The 13,224-nt window shown below is 44.1% G+C and carries 8 protein-coding genes; 1 reads left to right on the top strand and 7 read right to left on the bottom strand.

The window, feature by feature from the left end; genetic code table 11:
- Positions 1-34: 34 nt before the first annotated feature.
- The 5 genes from AC13CC_RS08320 to AC13CC_RS08300 all read right to left on the bottom strand — a co-directional run bounded on the left by AC13CC_RS08320 (position 35) and on the right by AC13CC_RS08300 (position 7,206).
- On the bottom strand, positions 35-2,296 hold the full coding sequence (locus AC13CC_RS08320) for a S9 family peptidase (protein WP_482876122.1): 2,262 nt from the start codon (positions 2,294-2,296) through the stop codon (positions 35-37).
- 147 nt (positions 2,297-2,443) lie between these two features.
- Positions 2,444-3,688 carry an NAD(P)/FAD-dependent oxidoreductase gene (locus AC13CC_RS08315; RefSeq protein ID WP_482876123.1) on the bottom strand — a complete coding sequence of 415 codons (1,245 nt, stop codon included), beginning with the start codon at positions 3,686-3,688 and terminating at the stop codon, positions 2,444-2,446.
- A gap of 13 nt (positions 3,689-3,701) precedes the next feature.
- A complete protein-coding gene (locus AC13CC_RS08310) occupies positions 3,702-4,709 on the bottom strand; it encodes a 4-hydroxyproline epimerase (RefSeq protein WP_482876125.1) in 1,008 nt (335 codons plus the stop codon).
- 53 nt (positions 4,710-4,762) lie between these two features.
- Positions 4,763-6,286, bottom strand: a complete 1,524-nt coding sequence (locus AC13CC_RS08305) for an aldehyde dehydrogenase (NADP(+)) (RefSeq protein ID WP_482876126.1) — start codon at positions 6,284-6,286, stop codon at positions 4,763-4,765.
- Positions 6,283-7,206 (bottom strand): dihydrodipicolinate synthase family protein, encoded by a 924-nt coding sequence (locus AC13CC_RS08300; RefSeq protein ID WP_326278184.1) that lies wholly within the window; start codon positions 7,204-7,206, stop codon positions 6,283-6,285. Before AC13CC_RS08300 ends, AC13CC_RS08305 begins: the two co-directional genes overlap by 4 nt.
- A 131-nt stretch (positions 7,207-7,337) precedes the next feature.
- Between AC13CC_RS08300 and AC13CC_RS08295 the strand changes: the two genes are divergently transcribed.
- The gene (locus AC13CC_RS08295) at positions 7,338-8,180 is read left to right on the top strand and encodes an AraC family transcriptional regulator (RefSeq protein WP_326278185.1); all 843 of its coding nucleotides are present in this window, start codon (positions 7,338-7,340) and stop codon (positions 8,178-8,180) included.
- A gap of 153 nt (positions 8,181-8,333) precedes the next feature.
- On the opposite strand, the gene AC13CC_RS08290 is transcribed toward AC13CC_RS08295, so the two are convergent.
- Both AC13CC_RS08290 and AC13CC_RS08285 read right to left on the bottom strand, forming a co-directional pair.
- Positions 8,334-9,932, bottom strand: a complete 1,599-nt coding sequence (locus tag AC13CC_RS08290) for a RagB/SusD family nutrient uptake outer membrane protein (RefSeq protein WP_326278186.1) — start codon at positions 9,930-9,932, stop codon at positions 8,334-8,336.
- Between the two features lie 12 nt (positions 9,933-9,944).
- Positions 9,945-12,941: a SusC/RagA family TonB-linked outer membrane protein gene (locus AC13CC_RS08285; protein ID WP_482876127.1), complete on the bottom strand. Its 2,997-nt coding sequence runs from the start codon at positions 12,939-12,941 to the stop codon at positions 9,945-9,947.
- Positions 12,942-13,224: the final 283 nt, after the last annotated feature.

Raw genomic sequence — 13,224 nt, 5'->3', positions numbered from 1 at the left:
CTATATTTATACTAACCTTTGGTTCTATGTGTTTTCAATTTTTCCATTCGTAGATTTCTTCCCAAGAAGGGGGATCGACACCCATCAAGTGTTTTACAAAAAAGTCCTTGCGTTTCCGTTCCCCAAATTCCCCACCGGAAGAATGTCCCATCCCGGGAATGGTGATCAATTCAAAATCTTTGTTGGCTTTGATCAAGGCATGGGCAAACTGCATGGTGCTGGCCGGATCTACGTTGTCGTCCACCTCGCCCAAAATAAGCATGAGGTTACCGCCCATTTGGGCCGCATTCTCCACATTGGAACTGGCTGCGTAATGGGGGCCTATGGGGTAGCCCATGAACTGTTCGTTCCACCAGATCTTGTCCATCCTGTTGTCGTGGCACCCACATGAGGAGACCGCTACATCATAAAAATCCGAATTGAAGACCAAGGCTGCCGCCGCGTTCTGTCCACCAGCGGATGTACCAAAAATCCTAACCCTTTCAGCATCCATATAGGGATACTTTTTGGCCGCTTCCTTGATCCATATCTTCCGATCGGGAAAACCACCATCCTTTAAATTCTGCCAACATACGTCATGAAAAGCCTTGGAACGGTTGGAAGTGCCCATCCCATCTATCTGAACCACAATGAAACCCAATTCGGCCAAGGAGGACATGGACCAGTTGTAGGCCCTGAAATCCTTGGGCACAAAGGAACTATGGGGTCCAGCGTAAATATATTCAATGACCGGGTATGTCTTGTTGGGGTCGAAAGAGGTCGGCCGGATGATAATGCCCCAGATATCGGTTACGCCGTCCCGGCCCTTTGCCGTAAACACTTCGGGGGTGACCCATCCTTCTTTCAGCAAAGCGGAATGGTCGGCCTTTTGCAACTGCATGATGGCCTTGCCGTTTTTTGATGATTTCAAAAGGGTGATAGGTGGTGCATCGACCCGGGAGTATTGATCTACATAATATGTATAATCCTCGGAAAACGTGACCTCGTGGTTCCCATTTTCCTTGGTGAACCGAGTGAGGTTCTTTCCATCAAAACCAACTTTGAAGTAGTGCTGAAAGTATGGATCCTGATCCTTGTCCAGTCCACTCGCGGTGAAATACACTTCCCTGTTTTTCCCATCCACATGAATGACCTTGCGCACTACCCATTCACCTTTGGTGAGCTGCTTTTTCACCTGTCCGCTCGCCCCGTCATAAAGATATATGTGGTTCCAGCCGTCCCGCTCGGAAGTCCATATAATTTCCTTGCCGTCGGCAACATCGTATCGGTATTTTTTACTGCTGTAATCGATGAAGGTCTTGCTGGTCTCATTCACCAACACCTTCACCTTTCCAGTGATGGCATTTACCTCGATCACTTTGTACGCTTGGTGCCCCCTTTGGTTATATTCGAAGGTAAATGCGCGGCTGTCCTCCCTCCAATCCATATTGTTCAGTCCAAATTGATGGTTGAATTCGTCCGTTGGAATCGGGATATGTTTTTGGGCATCTACCAAAAATAGTTGTGGGCTTTTGAAGGGAAGTTCATCCCCTGGCTTCAAATAATCCCTGGATTGCAACTTGGGCTGAAATTGGTCCTCTGGGCTGGATTCCACAAAGTAAATTTTACGGTCGTCACCAGGGCGCACCTTGTAGGCCATGATTTTTTTGCCGTCGGGGGACCATTTGATATAAGTGGAATAGAAAAACCCGGGAGCGCCATCATAGCTCAACTGGGTTTCCTTTTTGGTCTTGTTGTCCTTAATGTATAAGTTGTTGTTTTTGATGAATGCGCTCATAGTGGAATCCGGGGAAACCACGGGCGGATTGTTTTTCTCATCAAACCTACTGCCCCAATAGCCTCTGTCCCTGCTTCCATCCTCAACACTCGCTTCAATTACCGTCAGTTTATTGGCATTGGGACGGTAGGAAACCCTTGCCTTGTCAAAAATGAATTTCAACCCTTTCAGGTCCGTATCGAACTCCAACCCACTAATCCCCATGTTCTTTGGATCGACATCCGTATCAAATTCTTCAGAAAGCAATTTGGCCAAGACCTCATGATCAAAACATTTTGCTTGCGTTTTTTTTGCAGGATCGACCCACAGGTACTCTTTTCCCTCAGCAGTATTGTTCACATACCATAACAGGTTATTTTCAAGCCAATGAAAAGTCGAGGGCGAGTTGGTGACCTTGTCCCGGAACAGGGAATCCAACGCTATCGCCTTTTTATATTCCGCTAAAGTTCCTTGGGCAAATGATGTGCTTACCGTTACAAGTATAAAAAATACACTTATTTTTTTGACAAAAGATTCCATAGTTTAAATAAGTCTAAAACTAGAGATAATCTCCCGTTGTACGCCAATCCAAATTATCATATACTTATACTATATTACCCTTAACACCACTTTAAGCACAAAAAGATGCAAGTTTACAGTAATGTAGTCTGGATATTGCGGATTTGGTTATTTGAACCTGTCCGGTGAAAGAGATGCAAGGTTTACCATGGTTTTTGCCTTGGCTATTTCTTGTGCCACCAACTTTCCGGTTACAGGTCCCAAGCTCCACCCCATCATGGCATGACCGGCGGCAATGGTCAAATTTTGGTATTTTGAGGTTTTGCCAATGTAGGGCAACCCATCTGGGGACACAGGCCTGAGCCCGGATGTTGCCCTGTTCAATTCGTCTGGCTGTATTTCAACATCCCGATAGTGGGTCTTGACAGCCTTGGCCAAGGCTTCCACCCTTTCTTTTTTGATGATATTGTTGTTACCGGAAAACTCCATGGTTCCCGCAAAACGGGTAAAACCATCCATAGGGGTTATGGCCATTCTGGCATCTACCAAAATGGTGGGCAACGTAATATCCGTAGGCCTATGCACATCCGTGCTATATCCCTTTCCACCTTGAATGGGAATATCCAAACCAATGGATGAAACCAGTTTTGAAGTCCAGCTTCCACTGGCCAAAACAAATTCATCGGCCTCAAAAATGGAGTCTTGCGTTTTCAAGGAGACTATTTTTTCCCCCTTAACGGTAAAACCCCCAACCTTTTGGTTGAACTTAAACTCCACACCTTGGGACAGTAGCCAAACCTTTAGCTGTTGCATAAAATGGTTGGGGGTCATGTGGGCATCACATTGGTAATGTACGGCTCCCTTTACCTTATCGGAAAAAACGGGCTGGATTTCTTGCAGCTTTTCCTTGGAAAGTATGGACGCCTCCAGCCCTTCCCTTATGGCCTGTTCGGCTACCTTACGTTCTTCATGTTCGGCTTTGTCAGAGCAATAGGCCATCAGCACACCTTTCCTTTCATAATGAAAATCAAAATCGTGGGAAGCCAATAGCTCTTCGTACAAACCCCTGCTCTTCAGGTTGAGTTCCTTGAGTACCGGAATGGCTTTTTTGACCTTGGAGGTGGTCGCCGATTTTTTAAAAAGCAGGGCCCATTTAAAGAATTCCATATCCCATCTGGGCTTTATATACAAAGGACTGGAACTGTTGAGCATCCATTTAAGGCCTTGGGTAATGATTCCCGGTGCGGCCAATGGAATAAAATGGCTTGGGGTGATGTATCCTGCATTGATAAATGAGGCGCCATTGGTCATATCGGTTTGGTCCAATAGTGTCACTCCATATCCTTCCTTTACCAAATAATAGGCACTACAAAGGCCGGAGATTCCTCCCCCTACAACAATCACTTTCTTCATTTTGGAAAATCGTTTATAAAACCTGGAACCCGTGTGCATAAGGGTCGTCATCATCTATAATGATGTTGTTGTAGCCCGTTATCTGGGCCCACCCTTGAATGCTGGGCACTATGGCTTGTTTGTCCGCCAGTGTGGTTTCCTTTTCCACCCTGCCAATGAATTTGCTGCCAATAAAGCTCTCATGGATGAAAGGTTCACCTATCTTCAGTTTGCCCTTGGCATACAATTGCGCCATTCTTGCAGAGGTTCCCGTACCGCATGGGGAACGGTCTATGGCCTTGTCTCCATAAAAAACGGCGTTCCTCCCTGACGAGTTCGGGTCGATGGGATCTCCTGTCCAGAGCATGTGGCTGACATCCCTGATGGTGCTGTTTTCGGGGTGGATAAACATATCTGGGTATTTTTCATTGATCCTCCTCCTCACCACTTGGGAATAATGGATGATCTGCCCTGCTGAAAAATTATGCACGCCCTTAAAGTTTTCCTGCGGATCTACAATGGCATAATAGTTTCCTCCGTAGGCAACATCAAAAGTGATTTCACCCAGTTCCGGGCATTCCACCGTCAAATTTTCGGCGGCCAAATAGGATTTTACATTGACCAAACGGACCCAATCCACTTTCTTTCCGGTTTGTTTGTATTCAATTTCCACCAACCCTGCTGGAGCTTCCATCCTAATTTTTCCCGGTGTTTTGGGTACAATCAAGCCTTCTTCCATGGCCACGGTAATGGTTCCGATAGTCCCGTGTCCGCACATGGGCAAACAACCAGAGGTCTCGATAAAGAGAATGGCAAAATCATTTTCGGGTTCATGAGGTGGGAGCAAAATGCTCCCACTCATCATATCATGTCCCCGAGGCTCAAACATTAACCCTTTTCTAATCCAGTCAAATTCCTTTAGGAAATGCTGTCTCTTTTCACTCATGTTGGCCCCTATCAAATTGGGGCCGCCCCCTGCCACAACCCTTACCGGATTCCCGCAGGTATGGGCATCAACACAAAAAAAAGTTTTTCTTGCCACTCGTTGTCTTTAAAACTGACTCATTTATTTTAATAGATCATTGCCTGTTCACCTTATCCCTTTAAATGGTCGGGCAACAGATTTTTGGGAAAAGACTGATAGCTTACAGGCCTTACCCATCTTTTAATGGCGTGTGTACCCACGGCAGTAAAACGGGAATCCGTAGATGCCGGATATGGACCGCCGTGCTGCATGGACGGACAAACTTCCACTCCTGTGGGAACTCCATTGTAGATGATTCTACCCACTCGATTCTCAAGGGCGTCCACGATTTCCACTAAATCAAGGGAATCATTTTCTTCCGCAATGAGGGTCCCGGTGAGCTGTCCTTCCAGTCCTTCTATAATCTGCAAAAGCGCTGCTTCGTCCTTGCATTGGACCACCATGGAAAAGGGTCCAAAAACTTCTTGGTGCAATTTGGGGTTGGCCAAAAATTCTGTTCCAGAAACCGTTGCCACTACTGAGGCTGCATAATTGGGCTCCAAGTCTCCTTCAACTTTGCCTACGACCTCAACTCCCAATTGCGAAGTTACATCGCCACCCTTTTTCTCATACCCGCTTTTAATATTGGGGTGCAACATACACTGTGGATCCAAAGCAATGGTCTCTTTTGCCAATTCATTGACAAAATCTTGGGTGTTTTCATCCTTTATCGTCAATAAAAGTCCAGGATTGGTACAGAATTGACCTGTTCCCAAGGTAATGGATCCTGCATAGGTCTTTGCTATTTCACTCCCCCTTTTGGCTATGGCACTTGGAGTTATGATAACCGGGTTGATGCTTCCCATTTCCGCAAATACGGGAATAGGTTCTTCCCTTTTTGCCGCTAGGTCAAACAGTGCTCTTCCTCCTGTGATGCTTCCCGTAAAACCGACCGCTTTTATCTTGGGATGGTTCACCAAATCAACCCCTGCCTGAATACCTCCATTGATACTGGAGAACACTCCTTTTGGCATTCCGGTTTTCCCTGCAGCCCTTACAATGGCAGAGGCCACCAATTCGGATGTACCTGCATGCATGGGGTGCGATTTGACAATTACCGGACAACCTGCGGCCAAAGCACTTGCTGTGTCACCTCCTGCCGTGGAATAGGCCAATGGAAAGTTACTGGCTCCGAATACGGCCACTGGCCCCAAGGGAATCATTGTTTTTCTCAAATCGTCCTTTGGCAATGGTTTTCGGTCCGGCTGGGCTGCATCAAAGGTGTTTTCCCTCCAATGATCGTTGGAGACCAATTCGGCAAAGGACCTCAATTGGCCCATGGTACGTCCCCTTTCTCCCTTTGCCCTTCCTTCGGGAAGGCCTGACTCTGTAACGTACATATCCACCAACTCTTGGTCCAAGGCCAAAATCTCATCGGCTATGGCATTCAAAAATGCGGCCCTTTGTTTGCCGGGCACATTTCGAAAAATTTTAAAGGCACTCCATGCCGAGGAAACGGCTTCCTCGATTTCTTCTTTTGTGGCTTCCACAAAAGCTGTTGGGTTTTCAATGTTCAATTTGGGATTGGTCGTTTTGAAAACAACATTTCCCTTTGCGCTAAAATCTCCTGCTATACAGTTTTTTCCTGTAATCATACTTCACTTTTTAGGTTTTTATATTCCGGGAGTACCGGTCTGTTTTTCATGGCATCGTCGATAACCTTGATCACCCGCTCCCTTTCTTTACCCTGCAAGGGCAATCTTGGTGCCCTGACATGTTCGGTCCCGATTTCTGTGGCCACTTCGGCCAATTTGATGTTCTGCACCAACTGCGGGCTTATGTCCAACTCCAGCAGGGGCATAAACCAACGGTATATATCCAGGGCTTCGTTGATTTTGCCCGCTTTTACCAATTCATAGATGGCGACGGTCTCCGCTGGATAGGCACAGACCAACCCGGCTACCCAGCCATCCGCTCCTATCACCAAACTCTCTAGACCCAGTGTGTCCACGCCCGTAAAGACCTTCAAACGGTCACCGAAGCGGTTCTTTAATCGGATGACATTGGTGATGTCTCTTGTGGATTCCTTAATGGCCTGAATATTGTCACATTCCAACAACTCCTCCATCATGTCCAAAGTTACCTCAATTTTATAATCCACCGGGTTGTTATAGATCATTATGGGAAGCGAAGTGCTGTTTGCTATGGCCTTAAAATACACTACTGTTTCATGATCGGTTGCCTTATACCTCATGGGAGGCAACACCATAAGTCCTTTAGCACCCAATTTTTCTGCATTTTGTGCCACGGCTATGGCTTCTTTGGTACTCTGCTCTGCAATATTGATAATTACTGGAACCTTATGGCCAACAATTTCCAAAGCAGCCTTGATCAAGGTTTCTTTTTCCTCATTGGCCAGCGTACTTGCTTCACCCAGAGTGCCGCCCAAAATAATTCCGTGTACCCCAGCATCCACTTGAGCCCTAATATTTTTTTCAAACATGGCAAGGTCCAATTCGTCCTCACTTGTAAATTTCGTTGTTACAGCAGGCATAACGCCTTCCCAATGTATCATAATGCTTAGTATTTTGATTACAAAAATAAAATACAACAAGCCAAGAATCGGTCTATTTATTAGCTTGTTATGATACTATATTGACCCAAATTATTGACTGAGGACGATTTTTTAATGATATTTGTATAAAAATGAAAGTTCTCCCGTTCAAAATACCCAAACCTAAAGATGAAGCCTTGGTCTACCAGGTAGACCGGGAACGGGTTTTTTATGACCAGCTTCATCAACATGCGGAAATTCAGATAAGCTATATAGCCAAAGGTGCGGGGTCCTTGATTGTGGGCGACTCTATCAGTGATTACAGGGAAGGGGATATCTTGGTTATTGGAGGGTATGTGCCCCATGCCTTTAAAAGTGATGTCTCCGCATCACCAAAATCCCTTATGTACACCTTGTTTTTTGACATCAATTCTTTTGGCAAGGAATTCTTTCGTATTACAGACCTTTCGTCAACCAAAGAGTTTTTTAAAAAATCGGAGCTTGGAATGCGAGTGATTTCCAATACAGAAATCATCATTGAAGAGTTCAACAAATTAAAGACGCAGAACAAAGTGGAGCAGATAGCCACGCTTTTGATCATTATCAGCCATATAATGCAATCGGAAACTGAGCCTTTGTCTTCCTTTGTATACAGAAAGTCGTTCTCTGATGATGAAGGGAAACGGATGAACGATGTGTTCAAATATGCCATGGACAGGTTTCACGAGCCCATTAACCTTGATGAGGTGGCGGATGTAGCGAATATGAGCAAAAATGCTTTTTGCCGGTATTTTAAAAAGCGAACGAACAAGACTTTTTTCCAATTTTTGATCGAGATACGGATAGAGAATGCCTGTAAGCTTATTTTAAGCAACCCAGAACTTGCCATTTCCATGATTTCCGATCAATGTGGCTTCAACAATATTGCAAATTTTAATAGAAAATTTAAAGAATTGAAGGGCTGTTCCCCCACACAATTTAGGGCCCAGTTTTAATTTGACCCTTATCCCATAAGGAAAAGTTCTTTCAACTTGAAATTCACACAACCCATAAAAATATAAAAGCGGATGGAGACCCATCCGCTTTTTCACTAAACAACAAACTCAAATAATCACTAAATAAGAATATGCTTGAATCGTATTTTTAATTTAATACCCGGGATTCTGACTTAGATTGGTATTGGTATTCAATTCTTCCAAACCTATTGGAAACAATGTGGTATGTTCTCCTTGCGGTGTGTGGTTATACCAATTTTTTGTCTGGTACACACCAAATCGGATCATATCGGATCTTCTTCTTGCCTCTGCGGCAAATTCCCATCCCAACTCATCCAAAAAGCGTCCATAAGGCACTGCTGACTGGTCTCCTGGATCATCAATGGTTCCATCTTCGGCCAAAGTACCGTACTCTACTGTGGTGTCACCTTCCAATTCAGCTCCGGTAACTGTTGCTTGGGCAGGGTCCTCAAAGGAACGCATACGCACTTCGGTTACAATGGCTGCCGCTTCATCGCCCTTATTGGTTCTTAGGAGTGCCTCGGCCTTCATCATCAGGACATCGGTATATCGCAAGAAGGGAAAATCAACACTGAGTCCTCCTGTTGCTCCCGGTTCTATCTCATATTTTCCACATCGGAAACCATCGGTAAAATCACAATCATAAATACTTGGCATTTCCTTTCTCAAGGTCATTACCACACTACCGTCCGATGCATTCAATTGGTCTCCCATTAACCAAGTATCCTCCAAACGGTTGTCGTTTGGATCATAACTATCTATAAACTGTGGGTTACAGCTAGATCCACCCCATGGCTGGGCCTGCATATCAAAAACCAATCGGTGGTCGGGCAAAAGCATTTTCATGTGTGCGTTCCATTGTCCTGCAAAAATTTGATCGTAGGGTATGGCAAACACCATTTCTGGATTGGTTTCATTCTCTGTTTTGAAAATGTCCGAATAACTAGGCGACAATTCAAATGCATTGCTGTTGATGATTTCGTTACAAGCTTCTATGACCTTGCTCCATTGTGGGGTTCCGGTGTACACCTCGGCATTGAGATATACTCTGGCCAATACGTGATAAGCCGCCCACTTGGTCATACGTCCATAGGTAGATTGGTCAACGGTTTCTGTTAAGCTAGGTATAACCTCGGTCAATTCAGATACTATAAAGTTGTATACCTCTGTACGACTGCTCTGTACCGGGAGCTCATCGCTATAACTTGCAATAATTGGCACATTTCCGTGGGTGTCCACCAACATGGAATAGTATAGGGCCCTCAACGCTCTCATTTCGGCAACGATAGAGGCTGCTTGCTCTTCACTTACGGGAAGTTCCCCCGATTCTATCTGCAGTATTACCCTGTTGGCACTATTGATTCCGTTGAAACAGCTAATCCATGTGTTTCTTGGCTGCCATTGGGTCTCTGTCCATTCGTGGAAATGCATCCTTTTGTAGGTACCTCCATCATCCCATCCGTTGGGTCTTGTTGGGGTTACAAACATATCGCCGGGCTCTTCCTGTAGATCAAAGTATCCCTGCCATCCCATTACAAAACGCATGGGTGTGTAGGCCGAGGCCATTACCGAAATTATATCCGACTCGGATGGCGTGAAGGAGGACTCGGTCACTTCCGAGTACACTTCCTCTTCCAGGTCGGTACACCCTATCGGTAGCAGTACTAAGCCGACAAGGAATGTCAATAACTTTATTTTAAGTGAAATCACTTTGTTTATTATATTTTTCATAATCTTATTTTTTTAGAATGTGAAGTTGATACCCAATGTAAATGTCCTGATGGAAGGATATTTATCCCTCTCATCATTACCAGGGGACAATCCATTTCTGTTCACTTCAGGGTCTATCCCCTTATACCCTGTTATGGTAGCAAGGTTTAGACCTGATGCGTAAATGCGGAAGCTCTGGGCAAACTTAATGGCATCTTTTGGCAAGGTGTAGCCCAAGGTAACATTGTCTATCTTCAAGAAGTCCCCATCTTCTACATAATAACTCACAAATCGCTGCACATCTTGCAATACGGCTTTGTCGTAAACCATATCGTAAGCAGAATCCAAGGTATTGTAGCTTATTGTTGGGTTTTCATAGAACATACGGGAGAAATTCAATATCTGGTAGTCCAATGCACCTCTTAAATTGACCATTAAATCCCAGTTCTTGTACCTTACCGTATTGTTCCAACTGTAGTATGCCTTTGGCAGTCCGTTACCCAATACCTGTCTGTCATCATTAGTGGCCTCGGTGGCCGGAACCAAAGATCCATCAGGTCTTTCTATGACCCAAATACCGTCATCGGTAATGTCAACACTTTTAAGTCCATAAAAATTACCGATCGGTTGGCCTTCTTGCACACGGTGTGTACTTATTTGGATAGGTTCTCCGGTGTAGCCTTCATCAAAGAAATCATTGGTCAACTGGAATTCATCATTGGAAAGCGACATGATTTCGTTGGTGTTTGTAGAATATGTCAAGTTAGCGGTCCACTGAAAATTATCTGTTTGGAAAGGAGTTACATTCAATAAAAACTCTAGACCGGTATTCTTGATTTGCGCAACGTTGGCGGCAATGGTACCGAAAAAGTATGGAGGTGTTGGCACACTATAATTGAACAATGCATCCTTTGTGGTTCTGTTATAATAATCAACAGATCCATTGATTCGTCCATCAAGAACACCAAAGTCCAATCCTAGGTTAAACTCTTCCTTTTTCTCCCAACGTAAATTTGGATTGGCATTACGTGAAGGTATCAGTTGCCTTACCCATTGTCCGTTATTCAAGAAATAATCCCCGTAGGTAAGTCCGCTCAATGATTGATAATTGGAACCTGCATTGATTCCTGTAACCCCAAAGCCAGTCCTTAACTTTAGGTTGGAAAGCCAATCCCAATTTTCCGCAAAGGATTCTTGGTTTACACGCCATCCCACTGACACACCTGGGAAATTACCCCATTTATAATCCTCACCAAATCGAGAGGAACCTTCACGGCGCAAACTGGCCATTAACAAATAGCGATCATCATAATTATAAGTGACCCTAGAGAAGAACGCAATCAATTTATCGGAATTCTTGTAGCTGCCCATTCCGGCCTCACCCAATTGAAGTCCTTGTCCGCTACCAAGGTTGTTATAAGTAAAGCCATCTGTTGGAAAACGTCGGTTTGTGGCCCAAAAGCCTTCGTTGGTATTATCTTCATAATTGTAACCTACCAAACCTGTTACCTTGTGTTTTCCGAAACTATTGTCGTAATCCACGGTAAACTGGCCATAATTGCCCACATAATCATCCGTCCCCCTAGAGGCAAATCCCTCTTGTCCGTTTTTTGTGGTCGAAACATGATCCTTGGTTTGGTAAAACCCTCTAATATTTGAATTTCCTTTACGGGTATATAATCCCTTAACGGTAACATGATCTCCAAAATCATAACTCAAGGAAAAGTCAAACCTTGTGTTTCTGTACCTGTTCTGACCTATGGTCTCTTCAATATACGCAACTGGGTTATCGTAAAAATATACATCCCTTTCGTACCATCTCCCATCTTCATTGTATACCGGCTCAGTAGGGTTCCTAATAATGGCCTGTCTGTATATGTATGGATTAAAACTTTCACCGTTACCAAGGGCATTATATGTTTGTTCGCTTAAAATCACCCCAACATTGGCCTTTAATCGGTTATCGAACATCGCGTGGTTTACACTTACTCTGGCCGTGTGTTTTTTATTGTCCGATTTCTGAAAAATACCCTCTATATCTCGATAGTTCAATGAAGCTGTCATATTGGAAGTTGAGTTCCCTCCCCTGAAAATAAGGTTGTGTACTTGGCTAAAGGCATCTCGGGTAATCTCATCAACCCAATCTGTATTTGCACCAAAATCTTGAAGATTGGCCCCATTAAAGGTGTATCCCTCTTCAAATTTTTGTCTTAGTTCACCTGCATCCAAAAAGTTCATTCGGTTGGCTATGGTAGAAAGTGAAGCGTACCCATTATACTCAATGGTCGATTTCATGTCATTTGTCCCTTTCTTTGTCGTGATGATGATCACACCATTGGTGCCCCGGGTACCATATATTGCCGTAGCGGAACCATCTTTCAACACATCAATGGATTCGATATCCTCGGGTGCCACGGTATTTAAACTCCCCGGAACCCCATCGACCAAAACCAAGGGGTTGGTTCCACCCAAAATTGAAGATGTACCCCTTAAATTGATCTGTGTGCCTTCGGTCGGGTCGCCAGAGGGAGCCGACACCGACAGACCCGCAACTTTACCTTGAATAAGCTGTGCGGCATCCTTTACGTTACCCTGCACAAAGTCTTCACTCTTTACAGTTGCCACAGAACTGGTTACATCCGCACGTTTTTGCGTACCATAACCGATTACCACCACTTCGGAAAGTTGCTCCAAATCCTCCTTAAGCACCACATTTATGGTAGATTGTCCTTGTGCCGGTATTTCTTGGCTCACAAAACCTAAATAAGAAAACACCAATACCGCATTGGATTGCGAGGTGGTAATTTCATAATTTCCATCAAAATCGCTGGCAGTACCATTGGTGGTATTCTTTTCCAATACCGATACACCTGCAATAGGTATCCCCTGCTCATCTGTGATGCTACCCGTAACCGTCTGTTGGGAAAACCCAGCTTGCGCCATGAAAACGCAGAGCAAGGACAAAACAATCTGTTTTTTTAAACGATTGGTTCCCAGACATTCTTTAAATAAAAAGCTAGCCAATTTCATAATACATTTTAATTTGTTTAGTTAATTCTCCAAGTAAAAAACCATTGCTCAACATCGTTAATGTTTTATTAAAGATTAATAAGCGTTAATTACACACTTGTAAATGTAAACTTATGTATCAGAAGATTTCTGGAAATATTATCCGGTTTTGATATTATATTGACCAATCAAGGCTATTTTCCTTGTCATAATCGACTTAATCCTATCAATACACCTATATTAAGTATAATTTACACACTTGTTTTTAAGGGATTGTTATTATTAAAAATTGGAAAGCCACCCT

The sequence above is a fragment of the Flagellimonas sp. L-11 genome, from assembly GCF_056857735.1.
The sequence above is the reverse complement of the archived record's forward strand: the minus strand, read 5'-3'. Positions and strand labels throughout refer to the sequence as shown.

Bases quoted from the DNA above. Each gene is read 5' to 3' on its own strand.
- AC13CC_RS08320 (WP_482876122.1), bottom strand. From the start codon at position 2,296: ATGGAATCTTTTGTCAAAAAAATAAGTGTATTTTTTATACTTGTAACG.
- AC13CC_RS08295 (WP_326278185.1), top strand. From the start codon at position 7,338: ATGAAAGTTCTCCCGTTCAAAATACCCAAACCTAAAGATGAAGCCTTG.
- AC13CC_RS08305 (WP_482876126.1), bottom strand. From the start codon at position 6,286: ATGATTACAGGAAAAAACTGTATAGCAGGAGATTTTAGCGCAAAGGGA.
- AC13CC_RS08300 (WP_326278184.1), bottom strand. From the start codon at position 7,206: ATGATACATTGGGAAGGCGTTATGCCTGCTGTAACAACGAAATTTACA.
- AC13CC_RS08290 (WP_326278186.1), bottom strand. From the start codon at position 9,932: ATGAAAAATATAATAAACAAAGTGATTTCACTTAAAATAAAGTTATTG.
- AC13CC_RS08285 (WP_482876127.1), bottom strand. From the start codon at position 12,941: ATGAAATTGGCTAGCTTTTTATTTAAAGAATGTCTGGGAACCAATCGT.
- AC13CC_RS08315 (WP_482876123.1), bottom strand. From the start codon at position 3,688: ATGAAGAAAGTGATTGTTGTAGGGGGAGGAATCTCCGGCCTTTGTAGT.